Below are 24,013 nucleotides of genomic sequence, written 5' to 3' on the forward strand. Positions count from 1 at the left end.
GGTCACCCAGCCCGTCGCGGAAGGTCGATTCGGCCCAATTTGAGAAAGTTGACCGCGGTCAACTTTGGCGGTCTGTCGCGGAGTCTTGGGGGCAACTGCAGGAGAGGGCGGCGGTGGACCAGGAGAAGTTGACCGCGGTCAACTTCTCCATTGGCGCGCTTGCAACCTCGAATGACCGTTAAGGATTCGTTTACCCTTTAATTGTTGCGCTATCGCTTAGAATCGGGCGTACTAGCCACGCTTTGCGCGCGTCGCGCACCCGAAATTTGTAACTACGCGAGAAAGCCGTGGCCCCGAACGACCAACAAGCGATAGCGCGAGCTCCATTGGCCGCGCCCTCGGCGATCCATGATACGATCGCTGCCGACGCGCGGGAACTCTCCGCGAAGCTTCATGCACACCGAATGAAGCTGTTCCCGCCAAAAGCCCGTAAGAATCTCCGCCGGCTCACATCTGGCGAAGTTGCTAAGCTCGTCGGTATTAATGACGGCTATCTCCGCCAATTGTCACTGGAGGGGAGGGGCCCCCAGCCTGATACCAGTCCATCGGGTCGAAGGTCGTACACATTCGAGGACATTCAGAGCCTTCGAGCGTATCTCGATGAATCAGGCAAGGGCGCGCGCCGATACCGACCGCATCGCGTCGAGGGCGAACAGTTGCAAGTCATCGGCGTCGTTAATTTCAAGGGTGGATCAGGCAAGACCACCACCGCGGCGCACCTCGCTCAACATCTCACGCTGCAAGGATATCGGGTGCTCGCGATCGATCTCGATCCGCAGGCCTCGCTTTCCGCACTGCACGGCTATCAGCCAGAGTTTGACGTCGAGGAAAACGGAACTCTCTACGGCGCCATCCGCTACGACGATGCGCGCCGGGAGCTGAGTGAGATCATTCGGCAGACATACTTTCTCGGGCTCGACATCGTCCCCGGCAATATCGAGCTGATGGAATTCGAGCATGAAACCCCGAAAGCGTTGGCTATGCGCCAGTCGGGTGATCCACTGTTCTTCGCCCGCGTTGCCCGTGCTCTCGCCACTGTCCAGGATCGTTACGACGTCGTCGTGATCGATTGTCCGCCTCAGCTTGGATTTCTCACGCTCTCCGCGCTCTGTGCGGCAACCGCAATTCTGATTCCCGTGCATCCACAAATGCTCGATGTCATGTCGATGTGCCAATTCCTGATCATGACATCCGACCTCCTTGCCGTCGTCGCCAAGGCGGGTGGCAATATGAATTACGACTGGATGCGCTATCTCGTCACCCGCTATGAGCCCGGTGATGGACCGCAGGCCCAAATGGTCGGCTTCATGCGCTCGCTATTCGGTGATCGCATGGTCACCAATATGATGCTGAAAAGTACGGCGATCTCGGACGCCGGCATCACGAAACAAACGCTCTATGAGGTCAGCCGCGATCAGTTCACACGCGCTACCTACGACCGCGCGATGGAATCGCTAGACAGCGTCAATGGTGAAATTCAAAGCCTCATCCAGGCTGCATGGGGGAGGGCCTAATGGGTCGCAAAAACCTGCTTGCTGACCTCTTGGACGACAAGTTGACCGCGGTCAACGAACCGCTGTCAGGTGAGCCCGGCGACAATCGGAGACCATCACAACCAACACTCGGATCGCGCGGGGCAGTCGGCGCTATGAGCCGTTCGCTCGAGATGTTGTCCGCGGAGCGCGATGCCGCCAAGGCCCTGACCGAACAACTCACCACCGGACAGGCCGTCGTTGAAATCGATCCAGGATTAATCGATGCCTCGATCGTTCCGGATCGCATGACCGGCGTGAATGAAAAGCACGCTGCTCTCGTTGAATCAATTCGTACCAACGGGCAATTGGTTCCGATCCTTCTTCGCCCACATCCGACCAGCCCAGGACGGTTTCAGATCGCCTATGGCCATCGCCGGGTCCGTGCGCTTGCTGAGCTTGGCCATCCCGCGCGAGCTGTGGTCCGTGACCTTAGCGACGAAGATCTGGTGGTCGCACAGGGAAAAGAGAATGGCGAGCGTGAGGATCTGTCCTTCATTGAGCGGGCAAGTTATGGCGCCGCGCTTGAGGATCGTGGGTTCAAGCGTGAGATCATCATGGCGGCGCTCAGCGTCGACAAGACAGAGCTCTCGCGCCTCATCTCCGTCTGCCGAGCTTTGCCACGCAGCTTGATTGACGCGATCGGGCCGGCGCCGAAAACAGGGCGTCGGCGCTGGATGGAACTCGCAGAGCGGATGGCGGGGCGCCACGATCAAAAGTCATTAGCTGACACCGTGGCCAGCGATCGTTTCGTGCGTGCGACCTCCGATGATCGTTTCGCAATCGTGTTCGCCGCACTCGCGCCTCGCAAGCCCAAAACTCCACGGCCGACCACTTGGGCTGATGACGATGGCAAGAAGATCGTCAAGATCGAACGTCGCGCAGATCGCGTAACTCTAGCGCTCGATGAAAAGGCCGCACCAGCATTTGGAGATTTCGTGATTTCGCGGCTGCCGGAACTCTACCGATCTTTTCGGGAGGGGCGCACCGATGAGTGACATCGCGCGTCTTGCTGCTTTGGATATGGCGCCGCCGGGACCTCTCAAGGTCGGGCGGCGCGATGCGTACCTGCGTTTCCGTCCTCTAACCACAGGAGCATAGCGGAAAAAGAAAAAAGGCCCCCGGAACGTCTCCGTCCGAAAGCCTTCTCTCGTCACGTTTGGCGACTGACAGAGAATCACTTTCGCGAATCGCAGTCAAGCGTCTTTAGCGACGGCGCCGTTTTGGCGAGCAGATTTTCTTTGCCCGCATGAGGCAAAGACATGCAGTCACACTCTCCAACGACGCCCTTTGGGCGGCGATCGTTGACGCTTGCCCATGTGGCAAGCCAAATGGTCGCAACAGAACGCCCCCCCGAAAAGATCGTGCACAAGTGGAAGATCTTCCACGCCATCTGCACGGCACGGCCGCGCCTTGGCGTGTCGGAGCGCTCGCTCTCGGTGTTAAATGCGCTCCTGACTTTTCATCCTGAGACCGCGCTCACAGGAGAGGATGATCTGATCGTCTTCCCGTCGAACCATCAGCTCAGTCGGCGGGCGCACGGCATGCCGGCATCGACGCTGCGGCGTCACTTGGCTGTGCTGGTCGACGCGGGACTGATCGTTCGGCGCGATAGTCCAAATGGCAAGCGATACGCGCGGAAGGACGTTGCCGGCGAAATCGAGCTCGCCTTCGGCTTCGATCTGTCACCGCTTGTCGTGCGCTCGGAAGAGTTCGAGAGCCTGGCGGCCGATATCGAAGCGGAAGCGCGCGCACTTAAACTGGTGCGCGAACGCATCACGCTGTGCCGGCGCGACATCGCGAAGATGATTGCAACCGGCATCGAGGAAGGCGTCCCGACGCGAAGGGCAGGGCAGGGGCCCGCCGATTGGCAGGAGGTGCATGCCGCCTTCCGCGCAATGGTTGCCCAGATTTCACGCACCGCGACCCGCCAGGAGCTCGAGCCGATCGCCGACGAGTTGTCGCAACTGGCTGACGATGTCCTCAATCTTCTGGAAGCACACATCAAATCGAAGAATCCGAGCGCCAATGAGTCCCATTCTGAGCGCCACATACAGAATTCAAATACCAATGCCTTAATTGAACTTGAACCTAGCCTTCAAGAAGGCAGGGCGGCGGGAGCTGAGCCTAAACCTCAACCAGCGCGAGTCGCCGAGGGTTCGTATTCGTTGGGAATGGTCCTGAGTGCCTGCCCGGACATCGTCCACTATGCCAAGGGCGGGATTTCAAACTGGCGCGATTTCTTCGCCACCGCGGCCGTTGTGAGATCAATGCTGGGGATCAGCCCGAGCGCCTGGGAGGAGGCGCAAACCGTCTTGGGTGAAATGCAAGCGGCGGTCGTCGTCGCCTGCATCCTGCAGCGTGGCACCACGATCAGATCAGCTGGCGGCTACTTGCGCGGGCTGACGCGGAAAGCGGAGGTCGGAGAGTTTTCTCTTGGGCCGATCCTGATGTCGCAGATCAACTCCCAGCGCCACGAAAAACGAACGGCCTGACGGATGGGTAAGCGTCTCTGTGCGCCACCGCCTCGGGCCGGCGCATCGTGGTCTTAGCTTGCGGTTGAGGTCGGATTTGATGGGGCCTTGGTTGCTGCGTCAAATCCAATTTCTTCATCAGGGCGCCGAGCCGGAGACTGGCGACCTTGAGATCGTCCGTGCGACGATTGCGCACCCGGGCGTCGTGCGCCGGCGGCCGGTCGGATCGAGTGGTCGTTTTACCGAGCACGCCGCCCTGCCGTCGGACCGGGCCTGCGAGGATCGCGACGGTGTCTCAAGAAACGTCAGGCCAAAGCTGCGAACGGGCCGAGCAAGATTGATGAGAAGGCTCGCGAACGCGGAGCTGAAAGGAAAACCCCCCGGCGGTAGGCCGAGCGCGCCCAGGAGGCGTCACTGGACGAAAGGGCGCGCACATCGCGAGAAAGGTAAGGGTGGAGGTGGCCCTCGACGAGGCGAAACGGGAGAAGACGAGAAAGTGGAGGAGATCGAAACGGAGTGTGCCGCGCTCGCCGAACGCGCCCAGGTGTAGCCAGCTATTTCGCAGGTCCTCGAGACTCGCTACGTCCAAGGACAAGGAACGACTGAGCCGGATCGCGTCGTCGATCTGATCTTGCGGGCGAACGGGATTACAGATTGGATCGAGCGCAAACCAGCGCGTCGTTTTTAAGCCAGGAACATAACAGCATGTCGCATCCGATGTCCCAACCATGGCTCGATTGGTTACCGATGGTCCACGAGCCCCACAGTTATGAAGTGATCCTTTATCTTTCCGAGGATGGAGACGTATGGACCGGTAATTATCCGGAAGGCCGCGCACGCGGCATGTGGGTGATGAGCCGCGGTGGAAGCGCGATCGACAAAGAACCGATCATGTGGGCGCATATCCCCATGCCGTCGAATTTCAATCCGACATAGTTCTGCGCCCTGAGGGCGTGGACGACTGAGGTCGCAACGGCTAGATCGCGGTGAACAACGTCGCGAGCCAATTCGCCCGGATAGGAGTCGTTAAGCTTCGCCGGACCCGGAAAACAGGACGGTCGGCGGCGTCGCACGCGGCGGCGGGATGGACCGACCGCCTCCGGATCCTGGTTTGCTCTTCAGGTCGTATCGTTGGGCCAGGTCGAGCAGCCGCCGCCTGGTGAACGGGTCCGCATTCTCGGCCAAATCGCGCGCCCGCTGCGCGAAGCCCCTGTAGAAATCTTCCACGACGCCACCCCCGCAACTTCACTGAAAGGCTCAATTTCACTCTTGACGGGCTGCGCGTCAAACGAGCGAGACACACCCGGAGAGATTTCGGCGCTTACCGCTTGTGCCCGCGGCTCGCATGAAACAAGCTGCGCTCGGCAGGAAAAAATCGATGGCTGCGCTAAATTCGAGCCGCAAGCTGTGCCCGTCGTGCGGAAAGGCAATGACGGCCATTCCCGACGATGTCGCCGATGGGCGGCCGCGCTATGTTTGCCTTGCCTGCGAGGACGATCCGCTGCACGACCCTGCCGCTCGAAAGTGGGCGGATAGCCCGCTGCGGCCGCCGGCTAAATAGCGTCCAATCGAGATCGAGCCCGGCCGCCGAAGTGCTGCCGAGGACCGATTATGCTCACAAGCCAACTGCAATGCTGTGACGTTGCAACTCGCACTTTGAGCTTCGTTCCATCGCGCGAGCCGGCGGAGCCGCCGCGGAGTGGGCGGCCGGCATGTCCATCGATTCGAACGTCTGCTTGGCGCCTCGCTGGGCGGTGGCCCGCTTGGATGCGAAAGGCGAGGCTGCATCCACATGTCGAGTACGTCGGCAGATTCGTCATCGATCTGGCGATCGGCGACTTCGACAGACCTGCCGATATTGCTGACAGCGACGATCTCCATTGCCAGTGATGACACGGCGCCTAGGAGCCTGTCTGAGTAGTGACTGGTCAAGAGGGTGCGAGTCTGATTCGTTACGTAGCCATGAGCACGGAATTTCGCCCCTGGAAGATCGATGAGGCCCAGCTTCTGCCGCCGAGCGTGCAGGATTATGTGCCGCAAGACCACGTTTCGCGGTTGATCGTGTCGCTGGTCAGGGAAAGCCTTGATCTATCGGCGATCCTGGGCAGCTACCGGCGTGGGCTGGGTCAGCCGCCGTTTGATCCGCGGATGATGACGGCGCTGCTTCTGCACGGCTATGCGAGCGGCATCTACTCGTCGCGGCGGATCGCCAGGGCGACGGTGGAGCGGGCGGATTTCATGATGATCGTGGCAGGCGAGCCGCCGGACTTCCGCACGATCTCGGAGTTCCGGCGGCGGCACCTTAAGGCGCTGGCTGAGCTGTTTGTGCAGGTGTTGAAGCTCGCCGAGAAGGCCGGGTTGGTGAAGCTCGGACACGTTGCGCTCGACGGCACCAAGATCAAGGCGAACGCGTCCAAGCACAAGGCGATGAGCTACGATCGCATGAAGAAGCGGGAAGCGGAGCTTGCAGCGGAGGTCGATCGCTGGCTCAAGGCCGCCGAGGCCGCCGATGCGGAAGAGGATAAGCGCTACGGCGCCCAGCGTGGCGACGAAATGCCCGATTGGGTGGCCGACAAGCAGCAGCGGCTTGAGAAGATCCGCGAGGCCAAGGCCGCGCTGGAGGCCGAAGCCAAGGCTGCAGCCGAGGCGGAGCGCAAGGCGCGGGCCGAGGCGCGTCGCCTCGCCAAAGGCCGCACGAAGAGCGGCAAGACGCCGACGCAAACCGAGCCCGACGGCAAGGCGCAACGCAATTTCACCGACCCGGAGAGCCGCATCCTGAAGACCAAGGACGGTTACATCCAGGGCTACAACGCCCAGGCCGCGGTCGATGGTGCCCATCAGATCATCGTGGCGCAGACGCTGACCAGCTCCTCCAGCGATCAGGCGCAACTGGCGCCGTTGCTCGACGGGATCAGGGCCAATTTGGGGACCAATCCCGACGAAGTGTCGGCCGACGCCGGCTACTGCTCCGCCGCCAATCTTCGCACGATCAAGCGGCGGCGCATCGCGGGCTACATCGCCACCGGAAGGCAGCAGCACGGCACCCAGTCCGCCACCGCGAAAACGGCTTCAAGAGCCGGATCGCTGATCGCCAGGATGAGCACCAAGCTCAAGCGCGCCGGCTACCGAAGTCGCTACCGCTTGCGTAAGCAGATCGTCGAACCCGTGTTCGGACAGATCAAACAGGCGAGAGGCTTCAGGCAATGCCTGCTGCGCGGCATCGACAAAGTGACGGCCGAATGGGCCCTGATCTGCACCGCTCACAACCTCGTCAAGCTGGCGAGGGCCGCATGAGCCGCTATCATTAGGATAAAACCGCCTTCTCGGAGCTAACTGGACAGGCTCCTAGGTGGCCTGCTTAAGGTGAACTGCGTTTTGCTGCTACGCCCGTTGCCTTGAGAGCCGAATGGCTGAACCGATTAGGACCGCCAGTCTTCATTCCATCTGTTTTCGCGACGGGCGCACCCATCTGCGTCCTCGATAGAGGCTGGTCTGACCGAAGGCCGATCCCGCTTCGCGGGCTCTCGATCTTGTCCCCGCAACGTCCGTCCTCGACTTTCTTCCCCTGGCGCTGCGCGCCATTCCTCGCGGTTCAAGAAAGTCGCTGCCGGCCGTCCTCCATTTCATTTCGGCCCTCTGGGTGCAGGTCGATCGCCTCCGGTCTCACGACCGCCATCGAGGTCGCGATAGGCGCGGCCCGGGAAAACCAAGGGAATGAGACAATGGCTACCATCGGCACCTTTACCTCCACAGGCAATGGCTTCTCCGGCGCGATCAAGACGCTCAACCTCAACGTCAAGGCCAAGCTGATCCGCGTCGAAAATCCTTCCGACAAGGGACCGCACTTCCGCATCTACTCGGGCAACGTCGAGTTGGGTGCGGCCTGGCAGAAGACCGCCAAGGAGACCGAGCGCGACTACCTCTCCGTCAAGCTGGACGATCCGAGCTTCCCCGCTCCGATCTACGCCACCCTGACGGAGGTCGAGGGTGCCGAGGGCCTCCAGCTGATCTGGTCCCGGCCGAACCGGGACTGAAGCTCAGCCAGCGGGCTCCGCCGTAAGGCGGGGTCTGCTCCCTTCGACAGGAGATGCGATCATGATCGACACCATTGAAGAATTGCGCGCCGAGCTGCGCGAATGCCTATTCACTCCGGCGGAGCGCAAGGCGCTCGAACGCGAGCTGGTTGAACTCATCCGCCAACGCAACGAAGCGCTCGCAGCCGAGCAGGGGGCATAAGCCCCCTCGTCTTGCGTCTTACGTCGCACCGTCGCTAGGGACCGCTGCTGTTGAGAACATCCTTGATGGCTTTGGCCGGCGTAAAGGTCAGCTTCTTGGAAGCTGCGATCGCAATCGTTGCGCCGGTCGACGGATTGCGGCCCTCACGGGCGGGGCTATCCTTAACCTTGAACTTGCCGAATCCGGGAAGGCTCGTTTCGGCTCCTCTTACGGCCGCATCAGCGATCGCCTTGAACACGCTGTCGACGATGGTTTTCGCCTGAGCCTTTGTCAGGTCGTTCTCGGCTGCAATCTTTTCGGCGATCTCATTGGCAGTCGTCATGAGACGAGCTCCATCTTGTTTCGATTTTGCTCGTCTGACATCAAAGCAGTGGAACAGATAGAGCCGACATCACAGGCGGAGCCGCGGTCCCCGAAAATTGTCAGACTATGACAGGTTTCCGTCCGCTGCAGCGTAACCGCGCCTCCGCTTGGCACGCTCCAGCCGTGCGAAGGCGTCGACCGCCTCTGCACTGCCATCGAAGGTCTGCACCATCGTCTGGCTATTCGTGCCGATCCGGCCCCAATTGCGGACCAGCGACATTTCTCCGAACAAGGTCGGCTGCGTAGATAGCGCATAAAACCGCCGCATATTGCGAGCGGCATCGATGCGGCGCAGATGAAGCGGTTCTGGTTCGGGTTTCGGCACGGACGGATTCTTGCTCCCTTCGCAAGCGCCGTCCAATGAGTTTTATGAATCGACCGGGCAGATCGATTCATTTTATCGATAGATCATTGCGCCGGAAACGCCGGACCCGTCGCCGGATTAAACCGTTCGTCAACGGAGACTTCGCTATCCGGATGCGCGGCGTCGCAATGCCTAGCTTGCAATTGCGCCAGTCTTTATCGCAACAGCCGGTCGAAGAGATCGGCCTTTGATTCAAAGCTTATTGCGGCCCGTATTTGGCAGTGTCGGCACTTTGTCGCTACAGCAGGCGGCTTCGAGAGGGGCGACGCGATAGGTAAAACGCATTCCCATCGGTGCAGATAGTCGCCCGATAAAAGAATTCGTATCCAGCGGGTCCACTCTTACAGCAGTGTCGGCTTGGGCGAGCCCCTCCGGGGACGGCTCTACTCGCGCCGCCGCGGCGACGCTCCCGGAGCCCACAAGTGGTCTCCGCGCATTCGCGTGACGATCCTCTCGCGATCGAGCCCCGCAATCAGCACGATCCCAGTCTCGCTTTCCAGAGTTTGCTCCTCCCGATGGAGATGGACTGACCTGACTCTTCTGGCAGGGGATTCGCTGGCTGAATTTGGGGATCGTTCGCACGATCGGATTCGCAATCGCTGTTGGTTCAAACCAACATCCCCCACGTCATGATGGACGATGGATATGCCCCCGCGTCGTCAGACCCACTTCGGACCCCAATATGAAGACCATTGTCATCAACAATCAAAAGGGCGGGGTTGGCAAGACGACACTTGCTGTGCATTTGGCTTGGTTTATGGCGGAAACAAATCTCCGCGTTCTCGTGATCGACGTTGATGCGCAGAGCAATGCGTCGGATACGCTGAGGCAGTACGCGGGTTCAACGTTAGCCGCGGATTTGTTCAAGCCGGGGATGCGGGTCGTACCTCGAGCCGATGAAGGCCTGACGCTCGCGCCGGCCGATAGCTCGCTGACTGATCTCGATCGGAGCAATGCGGCCGCCATAACAACTCTGCAAGCGAACCTTGCGATCGCGTCGGATCAGTTCGATGCCTGCGTCATCGATACGCCGCCATCACTTGGACTTCGCAGTGTCGGCTGTTTGGTTGCGGCCTCGCATGTGCTGGCCCCTATTTATCTGGAGGACTATTCGATCAAGGGCGTGAAAGGTCTGATGCAGACCGTGATCGGCGTGCAGAGGCGTTATGGCCGCCAGGATACGAAGTTCCTCGGGTTGCTGCCCTCGAACTTCAATACGAAATCGCCCCGTCAAAGGACGCACCTTGAGCAACTCTTGCGCGAGGCCGGCAAATATGTGTTCCCGGGCCAGATCGTTGCAAGGGATGGCTACGCTGAGGCCGTCGCGGAACGCCTGCCGGTCTGGAAGCTGAAGCGTCGCTCTGCGCAGGAGGCTGGTCGGGAAATCCGCGATGTTCTCGCCAAGATCGTCGCGCAGATGGACGAGTCGGCCCATGGCGCTTGATCTCAGCTTCAAGCAGCTCATCGCGGCTGCGGAAGATGGTGCCGCGACAATCGGGCAACCGACTTGCATCTCTATCGACCGTATTGACGAAGATCCGGACCAGCCCCGCCGCAGCTTCGACGAACAGAAGCTAGAGGAGCTTGCGGAATCGGTCCTTCAGCATGGGGTGCTGCAACCGATCGTGCTGCGGCAAGCGACCGAGGAGGGCCGGTACGTGATCGTTATGGGGGCGAGGCGGTATCGTGCTGCTAAGCGCGCCGGGCTCCATGACATCCCGGCTTTCATTCATGCGGCTGGTTCTGCAGATCGTTATGTTCAGATGATCGAGAATATCCAGCGTGATGACCTCAATGCCCCCGAAATTGCGGCGTTCGTCGCGGAGCGCTTGGAGCAGGGTGATAACCAAGCCGACATCTCGCGCAAGCTCGGCAAGCCCAGGGACTGGGTGTCGCGCTACGCGTCGGTCCAGAGTATGCCGGAGTTCCTTCGGTCGAAGCTTGTCGGCTCATCCATCCGTGCTGTGTATGAGCTCTACCTGGCCTGGCGTGAGCAGCCCAACGCCGTCGAGACAATATGCGCAGCACGGGAGAGCTTCACCGACGCACACGCCCGTCAGCTGGCCCGCGAAGTCCGCAGGAAAGTCCGCGGTTCACTTGCTGATGACGAAGGTGCTCCTGTAGCTCAACCGTCACGAGATCCGGTCGCACCGCGAATCGCATCGCAACCCATAGAGAGAGGCCGTGAGACGGCTGCCGCGGGACACTCTTCGGTCAGTCGGAGCGAGCGAATGAGCACATCACTGACGATCAGAGTGCGTCACCAAGATCGCACGGGCTGTCTTCTAGTCGATCGACTCGCGTCTCAAGGCTCACGCCATGCGGTGCTGCTGATCGATGGCGCAGAAGTAGCGGAAGAGGTTCCAGCATCGGCCATCACAATTGAAGAGATCCTCTTCGCATGAAGCCGCTCTTAGACAGCCTCCTCAGAAACACTGCTGCAGTTGGTGCGCCGGCGGAGCGGATTTCCCATCCGAAGGATGGCGCGTTAGCGCAGCAGCCGGAGGCCGAACGCGCCCCCCACAGCGCTGTAGAGAGGCCGGAGGCTGCTGGAAAGCCGCGGTCCACATATTCGGTGCCAATGTTGGGAGTCTGGCCGCGCGGTGTTCGTGGGGCACAAGCATTAGGGGTGACGGCTGCGTCATTCCTAGAAGAGCTCTCCTCATCGATCGTCGGCTGTGTTGGAGCTCACCTGGAGCAACTCCCGAGCCTCGAACGCCGAGCGTGTTGGTTCGAACCAATACGGAGGCGGTGGAAGGAATCGCGCTTTCTAGTGCAGGATAGGCTTCGCGCCAGCGATGTATTACATCGCAATTGGGATTGGAGTGCATGGCTCTGATCTCGCTTCGCGTCTCCGACGAAGTCGCGGCGGCGTTCTCAGTTCTTGCAGCTACCCAGGGCGGCAAATCCGCCCTGCTACGGCGTCTCATTGCTGATGCACTAGCTGCGCCGGCGCCCCGCATCTTGGCGTTGCCGGTCGGACGGCCGGAGAAGGTGACGGTGCGATTCCGCGAGAGCGAGATGCGGCAGCTCGCGGAAGTCTCACATCAGCGTGGCATGACGCGAACCGGCTGGATCGTTGCGCTGGTGCGCTCGCGATTGGGGTCACCCGTGCAGCATTCCCCGGACGAGCATGACGCGCTTCGCGCGATTGTTCGCGAGCTCAACCGAATCGGCGGCAACATCAACCAGATCGCGCGTGCCGCAAATACCAGTGTGCTGCAGGGCAGGGCGGTTGAGCCCGATCTATCCGCAATTCAAGAGGCCAAATTGATCATCGAAAGAGAGCTCGCGCAATTGCGTAGTGCGCTGCACGGCAACGCGGATTATTGGGGTGGACGGTCATGAGCCGGCGCTCGCCGCGGCCGACCGACCTGGCCTCCGAACTTCCGCCGATCTCGTATGTCTGGGAAACGCCCAATCGGCGCCCGCGGCGGGCCGAGTGGGATATCGTCGATCCGGCCGCTCCAGCAGGCCGCCTCACGCCGGCGATGCGTGCAAAGCTCGAACGCATTGTGCGCCGAGCACCAGAGGTGATGGTCAAGATCACCGGCCGCACCAAGGGCGTGGCGCATCTTAAGTCGCACCTGGCTTACATCACGCGAAACGGCGAACTCGACGCGGAAACAGAGCAGGGCGCGACGCTGGCGGGGCGCTCCGGACTGAAAGACTTGCAGCAACGCTGGGAGGATGATGCCGGTCTCGACGACAAGCGCCGCCGTGATGGATCGGTTTCGATCAACATCATTCTGTCGATGCCGGCCGGCACCGATGCCGTCGCGGTCAAGGATTCAGCTCGGGCATTTGCCATCGAGACGTTCGGCTATAATCACGACTACGTCTTCGTCCAGCATCTCGACGACAAGCATCCTCACGTGCACTTGACCGTTCGATCGCTGGGGCACGACGGCAAGCGCCTCAACCCGCGCAAGGCGGATCTTCAGGCTTGGCGGGAACGGTTCGCTGGCGAACTTCGGCTGCGCGGGATTGCGGCGGAGGCGACGCCGCGGCGAACCCGCGGACGGGTTCGAAAGGCCGATCGCGCGGCGGTGCTCGCTCTGCGCAAGCGAAAGATCATGCCCGATGTCGATCGGCTCGCCCGTAAGGAGGTGCTTTCGGAGGTGAGGGGCGGCAGGACGGCCAAACACCCTTGGGACGAACAGATCAAGTCACGTCAGGAGGCGATCCCGCAGCGTTATCTCGACTACGCCGCCGAGCTACAGCGCTCTGGGGCGGCAGCAGATCACGAGCTCGCCCGCCAGGTTAGGCAATTCGTCACGGACATGCCTGCTGTCGAAACTCGCCGGCATGCGCTGAAGAACGAGCTTTCGGAGCTTGCCAATACCCGGCGCCGCAGCGCGGAGCAGGGCGTCGATGCCGATCGGCGCGACGAAACACGAGGCGATGAGCGGACCAGATAAGGGAGTCCGCAGGTGGGCCGGATCTTCTTCGAGCTAGGCCGGATCTCCCGGAGCTATCGAGACGCCTGGAATATATCCCAGTTGCTTTTCCAGGGCGGCAAAACTCAGGCGGGCTAAATCCAGCTTCGCAGTCGCCTCGCTCAAGGCAGCCCATATTTCGTCTGACTGCAACACCGCTAGCGAGCCAATTTCAAACAGGCTGCGCTTGAGAGATGGCGCGCCTTCTTCGAGAAGGGCGCAACCCAAATCAGGCAGCATGCTCGTCAGCGCTTGATGCGCGGAAGCTTCATCCCGCTCTAGGTTTTCGACCTTGGCGAGGGCTTCGCGGTAGTGCCGTAACGCTTCAACAGTCTTGCTTTCAAGATCGGCATTGCCGCTCATTCGCTTTTCCCTCCTCGAATCTTCGAGCGATTTGTGCCCACTTGGATAAATGAAGATTTAACTTTGCCGTGGCGCTGGCGGCTCTGAAAATGAGGCCCGAGGGTTTCCCTCGCTATCGTGATAATTCCTCCACATTCTCGGCTACTGCCAACAAGTTTCTGCTCGAAAACGGATTGCGTCCAACAGAAGAGCACACGGTTTATTCACTCAGGCATAGCTTCAAGGACCGACTTATTGCAACCGAAGCCCAGGACTGCTTGATCGATAGCCTGGTGGGACATGATGCTAGTCGATCTCGTGCCGCATGACATGCGCCAGCGGCGGGCCGTTCTGGTTATCGACGCATGGGGCCTCGTCTAGTCTTTCGGCGAGGCCGTCGCTTTGCGGGTGCGGGCCACCTTCTTCGCGGCGGTCTTCTTCGGCGAGGCTTTTTTGCGCGACGGTCCGGTTCGCGCGCGGCTATTCACGATGGCCTCAATATCCTCGATTTCAGAATTAAGGTCTTCGATCGCGGCAATCAGTTGCTTGGCTGCTGCCTTCTTCGGTTTAATGCCTTCCTGCCCGTAGAGATTGACCTCGCGTTGCACAGCTTGCCGTAGATTCATCTTGCCATAACGCAACTGCTCAAGCACGCGCATCTGTGCTAGGCTTAGCCCATGCTCGCGTTTGAGACTGAGAAAATCGATGCGTTGAAGCGCTTCGGCCGCGGCCCATTCGCGATCATTGAAGTCACCAAGCGCCTGTTGAATCCGTCGGTCGGATAACTCCTCGCCGTCCACGACTTCGTAGAGCAGGCTAAGGATTCCTTTGGGCGTGAAATAAAGTGCCCGGAGCGCACCTACGACATGGTCTTGCAGCCGCCGGTCGCGCTCTTCGGTATTGGGCAACGCGGCCTTCAGCCCCTTGAGGAGGCCGACCAGGCTGCTGAACGCTTTAATAGCTGTAATGGCGTCGAGCATCGGGCATCTCGGGTAACTGGGAATCTGGTTACGCGGCATACACGGCGCCGCCGCTACATCGAAAACGACTTAATGGAAGCTTCCGCGTCCGTCTCTTTTCACAAGAACAACGCGTCCTAAAACGCCACTCTGGTCCAATGAATACAACATGCCCGCATGCTGGGTTCGCAACCCAAACAGGGATTTGACTTCGGCCGCCAATGCCAGCTTGCGGCCGTCCGGTGAGAGTTGCGCGGCCTCAATGCGGCACTTCGAGGTCTTCAACACTTCGGCGAGATGAGGATGAATTCCGTCCCACCGCTCACGCGCATCGGCCGTGCGGCGCGTGCCTGCCAGAAGCTCGTCAACAGGTTGCAAATGCCCCGACGGATCGGCGACATACTGAAAATGAACCGCAAGTCCCAGCAGGGAACAGGTCCGGAGGTCGTCTGGATGGGTCGCTTGGCCGCTCCACTGGCAGGGCTTGGACTCTATTGGGGCGCAGAATTTTCCGTAGGCCGATCGTACCGCTTCCTCCTCAAGGAGCGACGCCTGGGAAACGCTGCTCTTTACCAGCAACTCGGGCAAGACGCGCTTTCCGCTTACCGACGATGTCCCGAGCACTTCGGGCATCACGCGTTTACCAGTGACGGCGCAAGCTTGGAGGATACCCGGTGCGACGACCTTTCCGGTCTTGGCGCAGCGTTCGGCTTCGGTGGGGAGAAGCGGTCGCCGTGTTTCTTGGCAGGTGACGAACTCGTGCGCGTGGCCGCGCTTTCCTGATACGGCGGAGGCCTTTTCCTGATCGGGCCGGTACGGTTTGTCGGAGATATCGCTTTGCCTTAGTTGGTCAGCGAGAACATCCGCCTTCGTAAAGGCGCAGACGCCGAAACTCTCCGGCTCGCCCTTGCGGCCGGTCACGGCGCAGGTCTTGAGCAAAGTCCTGTCGACAACGGCACTTGTAAGATCGGACATTCCGGCTTCGTCTATCAATATGGCCTTACCAGAAAGCGCGCAGCGCAGGACATGCTCTGGCAAGGCGTAACGGCCGCTCACGTCGGAGCGGGCCAGTCGGTGTTTCATTGCGCGTGTCCCGGACAGCTCGCAGGTGACAAGACAATCGGCGGGCACCGACTTGTTGGCCAGTCTGCACTGTTCCAGCTCAGGGGACTTCACGATGCGGCCTTCGTCGGGCGTGACCCTAAGTTCGCTTTCGTACGATGCGCCATCCAGCCGATAGCGGACCCTGGCGGTCACGCATCGCGTCACGCGGCCGTCGAGCCCGACGAGGGTCGTATCCATCCGCGGCGTGAAGTCGTCTTCCAGCTTCTTGCGCTTGCGCGCGTCCGTGCCCGCGGCGCGGAGCTCGTTATCGCGCCTTTCGAGATAGAAGCGATTGAACTCGACAATATTGCAATCACGATGCGCTTCGTCGAGAATGCGCGCGACGTCAATCCCCGTCGCCTGCGGCTCTTGCAGAAGCTCCGGCAACGCATCCAGATCTTTTACCGCCCGCGCATGCTCGGCCGGGGAACAGACGATATTTACCAGGCGTTCGTAGCTGTCATGCGCCGTCGTCGCACGAACCCGCGCAAGCGCGTTGCCGTCGAACCGCTTTTGCGATCCCAGAATGGTAACCTCAGGCTCCGTTCCTCCGAAAATCGATACCCAGTCGTGGGCAATCTCTTCTACCGCAAGCCGTGGATTCGTATCTGCGTCGCGGACCTGGTGAAGGCCCGATGTTGTCACTCGGTCGATCAGCCGCAGGAAGGCTGGCGTGCCGGGACGATAAAGCGGGGCCTTGGCATAATTCGCATCGGCATTTTCGCTCACGCGAGCATACTCCGGTGCGCCCTTGGTCGCGATGCGCAGTACGCCCGGCGCGGCGTCCGTGACCGTTCCGCCGAGACTGGCGAAAGCCGCACGCACGAAAGGCTCGAATGGCATGGATGGTTCGAATTTCTGCAAGGTGGGCGTTTGCGGCCCGACATATTCATACCCGTCCATGGCGCCAAGCGTCGCGTCGATATTCGCCTTTTCTTCTTCGAGCGTCTTCTTGGCGGCATCGATACTGCGGGCAATCTTTTCGGCGGCGGCTGCCATATCGCGGCCTGCGAGCGCGGCGATGACGAGCTCGCGGATCTTCTCATCGAAGCTGCCGCCTTCCTCATCGTCTCCCACGCCAGAGGCTTCCAGAAGCGATTCAATGTCTCCAATGGCGTCGGAGGCCATTTGCAGCTTGGTCATCAGGCGACCGACGATGTACTCCTCGAAAGTTCCGGCCAGCATGACGTTGTAAATGACGACGTTCTTATGCTGCGAGCCGAGACGTTGGACACGACCGATCCGTTGCTTGACGATCATCGGGTTCCACGGCATATCGAAATTGACCAATACGTTGGCGATCTGGAGATTCACGCCTTCCGAACCGGCTTCGGTTGAAACGATGGCGCGTATTTCCGGTGGGTCGCTGCGGAAACGCGCGATGGTGTCCTGGTTGCGCTGCCCGGATGATCCGTTGATGAGGCCAACTTTGAGTCCCAGCTCGTCAAGAAATGCCTGAATGCTCGTCTGCGTTTCGCGCCGGCCTGTGAAGACGACCATGCGCCAGCCTGTGGGGTTTTGCGCTTGCAACGTGTCAACGAGCTGCCGCAGGCCTTCGAGCTTCGCGCTCGTTCGCATAGGGGTAACGATAGCCTCGACGCTCGTGGCAAGCTCTGAGGGCACCGTGCCGTTTCGAGCCATGGTCTGGAGTTGTGCCATGAGCGCGTGCGGGCTGCTGGTTAGCGCCTGAAGTATGCTTATTTGCGCCAGCCGGTTAAGCTTCTGTATCGGCTCGGCGATCGTCGAGATGAGCGCGAGCTCCTCGGCGGACGGCGTGACTTTGTGCAGTTGTATCTTGCGCTCCGGAAAATCAAGCTTGGCGTCGCTGCGCCGCACGCGTGACATGTAGCCATAGACAATCTTGCGAAAATCTTCTCGCGCATCCGGCTTTAGGATGCGGGCCGTCTCGCGCTTGTCGGCGATGAAGCGCCGGGCAAATAGTCCCTCGCTACCGAAGGGATTTTCATGGCCTCGTGCGACGGTCAACAGATCGACCAGTGAATAGAGGTCCCAGAGCCGGTTCTGTATGGGCGTCGCCGTCAGCATCAACACGTAGCGAAAGCGGCGCTGCTGTAACGTGCGCTGGAAAACCTTCGCGACCTGCGGCGTAGGGTCGACGCCATAGAGGTTGCGTAGTTTATGCGCCTCGTCCAGGACCAGCATATCGAAGCGGTCGTCGGGTATCTTGTCCAGGTGGGCGCGGGCCGAGTGGTAGGTCGTGATGATGGCGCCAACCTCATCCGGCTCCTCGGAGACCAGTTTGGTTCCCGTCACGACCGAGGCCCGAATATCGAATTTTGCTTCCAGTTCGTCCTTCCACTGCGGACCCAGCAGCTTCGGCGCCACGATCAGGATCTTGGAAACCCGGTTGCGGGCAATCAGTTCGCTTGCGACCAGGCCCGCGGAAATAGTCTTGCCCAGGCCGACGTCGTCAGCCAGCAGCGTTACGGGCAAACGCCGGCAGAATGTGATGAGGTTTTGCACCTGATGGTGGAACGGCTCCAGCCGGTCTTTCCAGCGAAATTCGGATTTGAAGTCATCCCGGCTCTCGATCACGATCGGATCGGTCAGGCCCCATTCCAAGGCGGCACGATAGACGGCGTAGTCGGCGGGCGACCTGGCCCGTCGCAAAATCTTGGTCTGGAGACCATCTCCTGACGCCATGGAACGCGCAACCCCCGCTGTTCCGCCGAGATTGGCCCCGAGGTAAGGCGGCCGCAAGCCCTTCTTTTTGCTTGAGCCTATCCAGCATAAGCAGAATCGGGATCAACGCCGCCACCAGTGCCGCGGTGATCGAAGGCTACCGTGAAGTCCATCTAGTCTAGTTTCTGTCGCGAAACGCATTTCGCCCTTTAAAAATATGGGTTATCGCGCGATTTTCGCGCACGTTTTTTCTTGCGCCGTACATGTGCATAGTATCACATTCTTGATATGAAGCATGTTGATTCGGAATCGCCTTTGGATGTTGCGCGATGGCTGCGAAGCGAATCGACGAGTCTCTGGCCTGCGCTTCTGGGTTCGCTGAGCCTGCGTCGGAGCCGATGTATCCGCGAGAATTGCCCGGCGTGCCGGTCTGGCGAACAGCATCAAAGTTATGTGCTCTACGGTCGCGCGAACGGACGTCGCGTTGCCGTCTACGTGCCGGAAGAGCTTGTGCCGGAGGTTCAGCGCAGTCTGGACAACGGGCGCGCTCTGCAGGATCTGCTGCACCAGGCGGCACCGCGATACATCAAAGCGCTGAAGCGAGAACGCGCCGAAGCATCCAAAAGCAAGAAGAGCCGAGCGATGTGAGAGCGACGGCGCGACAGATCAGCTTTGCCGATTGGGAGCTGATGCAGCAACGCGATCAGGGCATTCGCCTGGAACCGCTGCTGGAGGCGATATCCGGCTTTCTCGACGACCAGCGGGACGTCATCGAGCGCGTCCGGCGGGACTTGGTGCGTGGCCTGAAGCAACCCGATAGCGGTCGTCACGGATTAACGGCGACGCAGGTTCTGCGCTCGCTGGTTCTGATGCGGCTCAAGAACTGGGACTATCGCGAGTTGCGTGAACGCATCGCAGATGGATTGACGCTTCGTCAGTTCACCGACTTCTACTGCGCGCCGGTGCCGAAGCATGACGCCTTTCAGCGTGGCTTCATCCGTCTGACCCCACAAACGCTGAGAGCGGTCAACGATTTGGTGGTTCGGGCAGCGGTCGAGCTCGGATTGGAGGACGGCGCGAAGTTGCGGGTCGACACCACGGTCGTGCAGACCGACATTCATCATCCAACCGACAACACGTTGCTATGGGATGTGGTCCGCGTTGTCACACGCCTGGTCCGCCGTCTGGCCAAAGCGCTGGAATTGCGAAGAATCAAGGGCTTTTGCGATCGCACGCGGGCGGCGCGGCGCCGGATGTACGAGATCCAGCGCATGACGACGAGGCAACGTCACGAGCAGCAGGCCCGCACATACCGGGTGCTCATCGACATCGCCGAGGAGGTCGTAGGCAACGCACGCGCGGGGCTCGAGAGAACCCGCACGATCCGCGGCAAGGATGCCGACATGGCCATCGAGGAACTGCGCGGGCAGATCGAGCACTTCTGCCACCTGGGAGATCGTGTCATCGATCAGTCACGTCGTCGTGTGCTCCTTGGTGAGCAGCTCGCTACCGACAAGAAGATCTATTCCATCTTCGAGCCTCATACCGACCTGATCAAGCGCGGCAAGGTGCGCACGCCGGTCGAGTTTGGCCACAAGGTCTTCCTCGCCGAAAGCGCTCAGGGCCTGATCACGCAATACGAGGTGCTGAGGGGCAATCCACCCGACGAGGTTCACGTGGCATCTTCCCTCCAGCGCCACAGGCAGGCCTTTGGCCGCGCCCCGCAGCTGTATGGCTCGGATCGTGGCTTCTTCAGCGAGCAGAACCTCGCCTCGTGCAAGCACGCCGGCGTCAAGGTGGTGTGCATTCCTCAGCGTGGCGGCGAGCGGACGGCACGACGGGAGGCATATGAGAAGAGTACGGTCTTCAAGGATGGTCAGCGCTTTCGCGCCGGCATCGAGGGACGCATCTCCGTGCTGTTTCGAGGCCGCGGCATGAAGCGCTGCCTCGCCGAAGGACGCGACCGTTTCGAGCTGTGGGTCGGCGCCGCCGTGCTCGCCAACAATCTCATGAGGATCGCAGCACTGCTGGCGCGACCGTCACGCAAGCGAAAAGCTGCTTGATCGACACGACGGCCCGCCCCGGTCACCCAAAGTGGCCGCGGCTCAGCACATCCCAAGCTGACAAACGGCGCGCAACTCCGAACCGCACCGAAAAAATCGCCCGTTACGAGCTTGCCGATTCCACCACTCTCCGTCACTTTATGCCCAATCTATCGGCATAACTTCAATCGGACCCCCTAAGTTCAGCCGTTTCGCGACGGAAACTAGACTACTTTCCGGCGCAAAATTCGTGGTTCTGAAGGGCGGGGTCAACCGCGCAGATAGAGAAGCCCCGCGGGGGCGGCGGGGCGAAGAGGCCAAGACTGGCGCGGGAAGAGGACTACCTTTGGAGTGACTGTTCTTCCATCACGCGGCCGATGCTCATGAGATTGTCAGCGACAACGCCGAGCCCGACCCACCGCTTCATCCCGGTGCTGCCTTTGTAGTGGCAGCGATCGAGCCCGTGCCGCCGTTTGGCCACGCTGATGCGTCCCTCGCATCCGGTCCGCCATTTCTGACCGTTGCGGAACCACCGCTTCTTCTGCTCGCGCTTGCGGGCGACGCTCTTGGTGGAGCGATTTGGGATGCAGACGCGTTTGACGCCGCTCGCCTTCGCCGCGGCTTCATTTCTGGCAGAGTAGAACCCGGCGTCTGCCGCGACCAGACGCGGCGTGCGACCGAGCTTGGCTTGGTGGATTTCGATGGCCGGGATCAACAGGTCCGTATCGCTCGGCCGCCGGTCGTAGACTTCGTAGTCGATCACGATCTGGTTTTCGGCTTCCTGCAGCTTGACCATCTTGCCGAACTCATTGGGCTTGCCGGCCTTACCCTTGCGAATGATCTCCGTCGACGGCTCGAACACGCTGAAGAGCTTGTCCTCTGCCCGCGTATTGCCGCGGAAGATGCGTTCCCGGGTCTGCCGCATCACCTGCCGCACCAGCGGCATCATCGCCTCCAGCTCCTGCCGCAAGCCTTGCAGCGCCAGCCGTTTCAAGATGCCCCTGGCCCGCTTCACGCCGGTAGCGATCTCGCTGGAGAAGCGCTTCGCCTGACCCACCACTCGGCTCGTCGAGTTCAATAGCTTACGGTAGCCTTCCTTGAGCCTCTCGTGATTGAGCTGCCCCTTGGCGCGCGCAATCCGCGAGATATCGAGCAGCCGCAGCTTTACGCTTCGGCTCCGATCGCGCAGCTTCGTTCCGACTGCGCCCGTGATCGTGGTGATCTTCTTCATGGTGCGGATCAGCACTCGCACCCCGTCTCCCAACAACGTGCTATCGGTCGGATGGTGGATGTTGGTCTCCACCACCGTCGTATCCACGCGCATTCTGCGTCCCTGCGTCACCCCTTGTTGCTGCGCAATTTGCACGATCCGGTCGTGGATCTGCTTGATCGTGTCCGGATCCACAGCCAGGCCCCAACGTCCCATCGTCTTGGCGTCCGGCGTCTTGTCGCCGCCCACACGGGTGAAGTCGCGGTAAACCAGGTTGGCGCGCACCTCGCGCTCCAGCACATGATAGCTCCAGTTGCGAACGTGCTTGAGGATCAACAACCGCAACACCACTTCGGCCGGTGCGCCCGGCCGACCACGACTGCGGCTCCTGGGATGTCGTCTCGCGAGCGCCTCGTACACCGCACCTACGATCTGCTCATCCGCGAGAACCCGATCAGCATGGGTCATCCAGCTTTCGCGAAGATCGCTTACTTCCCCGGCGATCAAGCCGTCGCCGAAGCTCAGTTGCGCTCTGCGCATCTCAATCACGTTTCTTCCTCCTGCCGCGCGGCATCGCCGCATCAGGGCGCAACAGTTGGTGATTGAGCTCGCAGATCGCCTCGATCTCGTCCTTCAGCTTCTGGTAATTGTCCAACCAGCGGCGCACTTCGGCAACGCGCTCGCGCCGCACGCTGAACTGGCGCACGCGTCCGCCCGCATAGCTCACCGTCAGCACGTACACCTGATGCCCTTCGCCTCGTGCGCACTTCGGGCAGCCGCTCTTGTGACGAATGGTGCGCTCCAGTAGCGAGCCGCGCAGCAGCTCGCCGGTGACCGGCAGCTGGTCGACCAGCTTCTCACGCGTTTGAAGGGCTCGATTGCGAATCATTCATAAGAATGAATCAGCGTCGCCATCTCAAGTCAACGCCAGTCCGTCCGACCTTGCAGGTTTCATCACACCAAGCGATTCTCGCGGCTTCACAAGGCCGCCGAATTTTGCGCCGGAAAGTAGTCTAGCGGACGCCGGCGATCGCGACCTGCAGCGCCGTCGTGATGTCAACGCGTGGATTATAGATGCCGGTTGACCGTCGAGCACACTCGTCCCCTGCCAGGGGGGCGCCCGTACCGTTTCCCCGCAGACGGGGTTGGCCGAGAGTTCGGGCTCGGCCGCGGGGGAAGGCTTTCCCCTTAAGGCAGTAGTTTCAAAGGAAGGGCCATTCTCCTATCCGTAGTCTCGTTGTATTGTCAGGAGCAAACAACTGGGGGATAAGCGCGTGGAAGGTGAAGCAGAGCCGGCAGAGTCGCCGGAGGCATTTCTTACGACATTGGGAGAAAGCCTGAAGCAGAGAGAAGGTGTCGATGCCGGCCTGGCGGACATCCTGAAGACGCACATCCTGAAAGCGGTGCCCGCGCAAAACGCCGTCGCTCAGGCCAAGGACGCCATCCTGAAACTCGCAGGCGAACGTGCCAATCCTCCGAAGCCGGAGGTGACCAATGGCTGACCCTTACTTCCTCCAATTCTTGGGACTTTCCGGGTTCCGCGCGTATCTCCAACCGAAGACGTTTGATTTCAGCAAGAAGCGTTGTCTCGCGATCTTCGCGCCGAACGGAAGCGGCAAGTCCAGTGTTATCGACGCGCTGGAATTCATGTTTTCCAAGGATGGCACACTCGAAAGGCTCGGGCAGCGCACTATCAACAACCAGGCCGGCCCCGTCGCGCTCGCGCACAATCTGGCGGAGGAGGCGAAGATCGCTCCGGCGGTCACGATTGGCATCGTCTCGGGCAAGAATGCCACCAACGGCAGCCGATCGGCGACAGGGGCGAAGCGGCCGATGCCGGCAGTGGCCGCGACCGTGAACGCCTGCTTCGCGGTGCCACCAATCATCCGCGGGCACACGCTGCGCACCTTCGTCGAAATTCATACGCCCGAACAGCGCTACACGGATGTCGCCAATTGGCTGCAGCTCGGCCCGCTGGTCGAGGTGCAGAAGAATATTCGCGCGCTGCGCACGCAGGTGAAGGCTGCCTCGGAGGACGGGACGGCACTGCAGCGTGTAGACACCCAGCTTGCTAGGGAGACGGCCCAGGTGGTGAAAGCCTGGGATTCGGCGGCGATACTTGCTTATGCCAACGCGTCGGTCCTTGCTCCACTCGACGCGGCGCTAGTGCTGGCGGCGCTGACGGCTGGTGATCCGGCCTATCTCGAGTTGGAAGCGCGCGCTAAGGCCGAAGAGAACAAGATCGGGCTTGCAGGCCTGCGTCAGATCCGCAATGCGGCGGCCGCTTTGTAGGCGGAGGCAACGG

General features: G+C 60.7%; 25 protein-coding genes. 17 read left to right on the forward strand and 8 right to left on the reverse strand.

Annotated features, from left to right (window positions below):
• Nucleotides 1-287 precede the first annotated feature (287 nt).
• From repA to ACVJGD_RS00825, 4 genes are all read left to right on the forward strand, one after another.
• A complete protein-coding gene (repA, locus tag ACVJGD_RS00810; RefSeq protein WP_456632608.1) occupies nt 288-1,514 on the forward strand; it encodes a plasmid partitioning protein RepA in 1,227 nt (408 codons plus the stop codon).
• Nucleotides 1,514-2,530, forward strand: coding sequence for a plasmid partitioning protein RepB (gene repB / locus ACVJGD_RS00815; RefSeq protein ID WP_028343029.1), 1,017 nt, complete (start codon nt 1,514-1,516; stop codon nt 2,528-2,530). The genes repA and repB overlap by 1 nt, the downstream gene beginning before the upstream one ends.
• Before the next feature lie 264 nt (nt 2,531-2,794).
• Entirely contained in the window at nt 2,795-4,027 is a 1,233-nt protein-coding gene (gene repC / locus ACVJGD_RS00820; RefSeq protein ID WP_456632609.1) for a plasmid replication protein RepC, read from the forward strand.
• Between the two features lie 633 nt (nt 4,028-4,660).
• On the forward strand, nt 4,661-4,942 hold the full coding sequence (locus ACVJGD_RS00825) for a hypothetical protein (RefSeq protein WP_456632610.1): 282 nt from the start codon (nt 4,661-4,663) through the stop codon (nt 4,940-4,942).
• A gap of 90 nt (nt 4,943-5,032) precedes the next feature.
• On the opposite strand, the gene ACVJGD_RS00830 is transcribed toward ACVJGD_RS00825, so the two are convergent.
• Nucleotides 5,033-5,233, reverse strand: a complete 201-nt coding sequence (locus tag ACVJGD_RS00830; RefSeq protein ID WP_456632611.1) for a hypothetical protein — start codon at nt 5,231-5,233, stop codon at nt 5,033-5,035.
• A 151-nt stretch (nt 5,234-5,384) separates the two neighbouring features.
• On the opposite strand from ACVJGD_RS00830, the gene ACVJGD_RS00835 reads away from it, so the two are divergent.
• The 5 genes from ACVJGD_RS00835 to ACVJGD_RS00855 all read left to right on the forward strand — a co-directional run bounded on the left by ACVJGD_RS00835 (nt 5,385) and on the right by ACVJGD_RS00855 (nt 8,242).
• Nucleotides 5,385-5,567, forward strand: a complete 183-nt coding sequence (locus ACVJGD_RS00835; protein WP_456632612.1) for a hypothetical protein — start codon at nt 5,385-5,387, stop codon at nt 5,565-5,567.
• A 206-nt stretch (nt 5,568-5,773) separates the two neighbouring features.
• The gene (locus tag ACVJGD_RS00840; protein WP_456632613.1) at nt 5,774-5,896 is read left to right on the forward strand and encodes a hypothetical protein; all 123 of its coding nucleotides are present in this window, start codon (nt 5,774-5,776) and stop codon (nt 5,894-5,896) included.
• 72 nt (nt 5,897-5,968) lie between these two features.
• A complete protein-coding gene (locus ACVJGD_RS00845) occupies nt 5,969-7,300 on the forward strand; it encodes an IS1182 family transposase (RefSeq protein ID WP_456632614.1) in 1,332 nt (443 codons plus the stop codon).
• Nucleotides 7,301-7,728: 428 nt separating this feature from the next.
• A complete protein-coding gene (locus ACVJGD_RS00850; RefSeq protein ID WP_104464661.1) occupies nt 7,729-8,040 on the forward strand; it encodes a DUF736 domain-containing protein in 312 nt (103 codons plus the stop codon).
• Nucleotides 8,041-8,101: 61 nt separating this feature from the next.
• Complete coding sequence (locus tag ACVJGD_RS00855) at nt 8,102-8,242, forward strand: hypothetical protein (protein WP_456632615.1); 141 nt, start codon at nt 8,102-8,104, stop codon at nt 8,240-8,242.
• A gap of 34 nt (nt 8,243-8,276) precedes the next feature.
• Here ACVJGD_RS00855 and ACVJGD_RS00860 read toward each other — a convergent pair whose 3' ends face one another.
• Both ACVJGD_RS00860 and ACVJGD_RS00865 read right to left on the reverse strand, forming a co-directional pair.
• Nucleotides 8,277-8,564 carry an HU family DNA-binding protein gene (locus tag ACVJGD_RS00860; protein WP_456632616.1) on the reverse strand — a complete coding sequence of 96 codons (288 nt, stop codon included), beginning with the start codon at nt 8,562-8,564 and terminating at the stop codon, nt 8,277-8,279.
• Nucleotides 8,565-8,669: 105 nt separating this feature from the next.
• The gene (locus tag ACVJGD_RS00865) at nt 8,670-8,930 is read right to left on the reverse strand and encodes a WGR domain-containing protein (RefSeq protein WP_456632617.1); all 261 of its coding nucleotides are present in this window, start codon (nt 8,928-8,930) and stop codon (nt 8,670-8,672) included.
• A gap of 721 nt (nt 8,931-9,651) precedes the next feature.
• On the opposite strand from ACVJGD_RS00865, the gene ACVJGD_RS00870 reads away from it, so the two are divergent.
• From ACVJGD_RS00870 to ACVJGD_RS00885, 4 genes are all read left to right on the forward strand, one after another.
• Nucleotides 9,652-10,413 carry a ParA family protein gene (locus tag ACVJGD_RS00870; RefSeq protein WP_456632618.1) on the forward strand — a complete coding sequence of 254 codons (762 nt, stop codon included), beginning with the start codon at nt 9,652-9,654 and terminating at the stop codon, nt 10,411-10,413.
• Complete coding sequence (locus tag ACVJGD_RS00875) at nt 10,403-11,374, forward strand: ParB/RepB/Spo0J family partition protein (RefSeq protein WP_456632619.1); 972 nt, start codon at nt 10,403-10,405, stop codon at nt 11,372-11,374. The genes ACVJGD_RS00870 and ACVJGD_RS00875 overlap by 11 nt, the downstream gene beginning before the upstream one ends.
• 424 nt (nt 11,375-11,798) lie before the next feature.
• A complete protein-coding gene (locus ACVJGD_RS00880; protein ID WP_456632620.1) occupies nt 11,799-12,317 on the forward strand; it encodes a MobC family plasmid mobilization relaxosome protein in 519 nt (172 codons plus the stop codon).
• Nucleotides 12,314-13,390, forward strand: coding sequence for a relaxase/mobilization nuclease domain-containing protein (locus ACVJGD_RS00885; protein WP_456632621.1), 1,077 nt, complete (start codon nt 12,314-12,316; stop codon nt 13,388-13,390). Before ACVJGD_RS00880 ends, ACVJGD_RS00885 begins: the two co-directional genes overlap by 4 nt.
• A gap of 33 nt (nt 13,391-13,423) precedes the next feature.
• Here the strand turns inward: ACVJGD_RS00885 and ACVJGD_RS00890 are convergent, their stop codons facing one another.
• From ACVJGD_RS00890 to ACVJGD_RS00900, 3 genes are all read right to left on the reverse strand, one after another.
• Nucleotides 13,424-13,771, reverse strand: a complete 348-nt coding sequence (locus ACVJGD_RS00890; protein WP_456632622.1) for a hypothetical protein — start codon at nt 13,769-13,771, stop codon at nt 13,424-13,426.
• A 356-nt stretch (nt 13,772-14,127) separates the two neighbouring features.
• Nucleotides 14,128-14,730, reverse strand: a complete 603-nt coding sequence (locus ACVJGD_RS00895) for a hypothetical protein (protein WP_456632623.1) — start codon at nt 14,728-14,730, stop codon at nt 14,128-14,130.
• A 69-nt stretch (nt 14,731-14,799) separates the two neighbouring features.
• Nucleotides 14,800-18,477 carry a DEAD/DEAH box helicase gene (locus ACVJGD_RS00900; RefSeq protein ID WP_456632624.1) on the reverse strand — a complete coding sequence of 1,226 codons (3,678 nt, stop codon included), beginning with the start codon at nt 18,475-18,477 and terminating at the stop codon, nt 14,800-14,802.
• Nucleotides 18,478-18,744: 267 nt separating this feature from the next.
• Between ACVJGD_RS00900 and ACVJGD_RS00905 the strand changes: the two genes are divergently transcribed.
• Both ACVJGD_RS00905 and ACVJGD_RS00910 read left to right on the forward strand, forming a co-directional pair.
• Nucleotides 18,745-19,104 carry a DUF6788 family protein gene (locus tag ACVJGD_RS00905; protein WP_456632531.1) on the forward strand — a complete coding sequence of 120 codons (360 nt, stop codon included), beginning with the start codon at nt 18,745-18,747 and terminating at the stop codon, nt 19,102-19,104.
• A complete protein-coding gene (locus ACVJGD_RS00910; RefSeq protein ID WP_456632530.1) occupies nt 19,101-20,519 on the forward strand; it encodes an ISNCY family transposase in 1,419 nt (472 codons plus the stop codon). The genes ACVJGD_RS00905 and ACVJGD_RS00910 overlap by 4 nt, the downstream gene beginning before the upstream one ends.
• 319 nt (nt 20,520-20,838) lie before the next feature.
• On the opposite strand, the gene ACVJGD_RS00915 is transcribed toward ACVJGD_RS00910, so the two are convergent.
• Both ACVJGD_RS00915 and ACVJGD_RS00920 read right to left on the reverse strand, forming a co-directional pair.
• Nucleotides 20,839-22,248, reverse strand: a complete 1,410-nt coding sequence (locus ACVJGD_RS00915) for an ISNCY family transposase (protein ID WP_456632766.1) — start codon at nt 22,246-22,248, stop codon at nt 20,839-20,841.
• Nucleotide 22,249: 1 nt separating this feature from the next.
• Nucleotides 22,250-22,597, reverse strand: a complete 348-nt coding sequence (locus ACVJGD_RS00920; RefSeq protein WP_456632528.1) for a DUF6788 family protein — start codon at nt 22,595-22,597, stop codon at nt 22,250-22,252.
• A 385-nt stretch (nt 22,598-22,982) separates the two neighbouring features.
• On the opposite strand from ACVJGD_RS00920, the gene ACVJGD_RS00925 reads away from it, so the two are divergent.
• Together ACVJGD_RS00925 and ACVJGD_RS00930 are read left to right on the forward strand one after the other, a co-directional pair.
• A complete protein-coding gene (locus tag ACVJGD_RS00925; RefSeq protein WP_456632625.1) occupies nt 22,983-23,210 on the forward strand; it encodes a hypothetical protein in 228 nt (75 codons plus the stop codon).
• A complete protein-coding gene (locus ACVJGD_RS00930; protein ID WP_456632626.1) occupies nt 23,203-24,000 on the forward strand; it encodes an AAA family ATPase in 798 nt (265 codons plus the stop codon). Before ACVJGD_RS00925 ends, ACVJGD_RS00930 begins: the two co-directional genes overlap by 8 nt.
• Nucleotides 24,001-24,013 lie beyond the last annotated feature (13 nt).

It is taken from the genome of Bradyrhizobium sp. USDA 10063, from assembly GCF_054063735.1.

What these genes read in the sequence shown, in the direction of transcription:
- ACVJGD_RS00870 (WP_456632618.1), top strand. Translation starts at nt 9,652, where the DNA reads ATGAAGACCATTGTCATCAACAATCAAAAGGGCGGGGTTGGCAAGACG.
- repC (WP_456632609.1), top strand. Translation starts at nt 2,795, where the DNA reads ATGCAGTCACACTCTCCAACGACGCCCTTTGGGCGGCGATCGTTGACG.
- ACVJGD_RS00885 (WP_456632621.1), top strand. Translation starts at nt 12,314, where the DNA reads ATGAGCCGGCGCTCGCCGCGGCCGACCGACCTGGCCTCCGAACTTCCG.
- ACVJGD_RS00930 (WP_456632626.1), top strand. Translation starts at nt 23,203, where the DNA reads ATGGCTGACCCTTACTTCCTCCAATTCTTGGGACTTTCCGGGTTCCGC.
- ACVJGD_RS00875 (WP_456632619.1), top strand. Translation starts at nt 10,403, where the DNA reads ATGGCGCTTGATCTCAGCTTCAAGCAGCTCATCGCGGCTGCGGAAGAT.
- ACVJGD_RS00880 (WP_456632620.1), top strand. Translation starts at nt 11,799, where the DNA reads ATGGCTCTGATCTCGCTTCGCGTCTCCGACGAAGTCGCGGCGGCGTTC.
- ACVJGD_RS00860 (WP_456632616.1), bottom strand. Translation starts at nt 8,564, where the DNA reads ATGACGACTGCCAATGAGATCGCCGAAAAGATTGCAGCCGAGAACGAC.
- ACVJGD_RS00895 (WP_456632623.1), bottom strand. Translation starts at nt 14,730, where the DNA reads ATGCTCGACGCCATTACAGCTATTAAAGCGTTCAGCAGCCTGGTCGGC.
- ACVJGD_RS00835 (WP_456632612.1), top strand. Translation starts at nt 5,385, where the DNA reads ATGGCTGCGCTAAATTCGAGCCGCAAGCTGTGCCCGTCGTGCGGAAAG.
- ACVJGD_RS00840 (WP_456632613.1), top strand. Translation starts at nt 5,774, where the DNA reads ATGCGAAAGGCGAGGCTGCATCCACATGTCGAGTACGTCGGCAGATTC.
- ACVJGD_RS00890 (WP_456632622.1), bottom strand. Translation starts at nt 13,771, where the DNA reads ATGAGCGGCAATGCCGATCTTGAAAGCAAGACTGTTGAAGCGTTACGG.
- ACVJGD_RS00915 (WP_456632766.1), bottom strand. Translation starts at nt 22,248, where the DNA reads ATGCGCAGAGCGCAACTGAGCTTCGGCGACGGCTTGATCGCCGGGGAA.
- ACVJGD_RS00845 (WP_456632614.1), top strand. Translation starts at nt 5,969, where the DNA reads ATGAGCACGGAATTTCGCCCCTGGAAGATCGATGAGGCCCAGCTTCTG.
- repB (WP_028343029.1), top strand. Translation starts at nt 1,514, where the DNA reads ATGGGTCGCAAAAACCTGCTTGCTGACCTCTTGGACGACAAGTTGACC.
- ACVJGD_RS00855 (WP_456632615.1), top strand. Translation starts at nt 8,102, where the DNA reads ATGATCGACACCATTGAAGAATTGCGCGCCGAGCTGCGCGAATGCCTA.
- ACVJGD_RS00920 (WP_456632528.1), bottom strand. Translation starts at nt 22,597, where the DNA reads ATGATTCGCAATCGAGCCCTTCAAACGCGTGAGAAGCTGGTCGACCAG.
- ACVJGD_RS00905 (WP_456632531.1), top strand. Translation starts at nt 18,745, where the DNA reads ATGAAGCATGTTGATTCGGAATCGCCTTTGGATGTTGCGCGATGGCTG.
- ACVJGD_RS00900 (WP_456632624.1), bottom strand. Translation starts at nt 18,477, where the DNA reads ATGGCGTCAGGAGATGGTCTCCAGACCAAGATTTTGCGACGGGCCAGG.
- ACVJGD_RS00850 (WP_104464661.1), top strand. Translation starts at nt 7,729, where the DNA reads ATGGCTACCATCGGCACCTTTACCTCCACAGGCAATGGCTTCTCCGGC.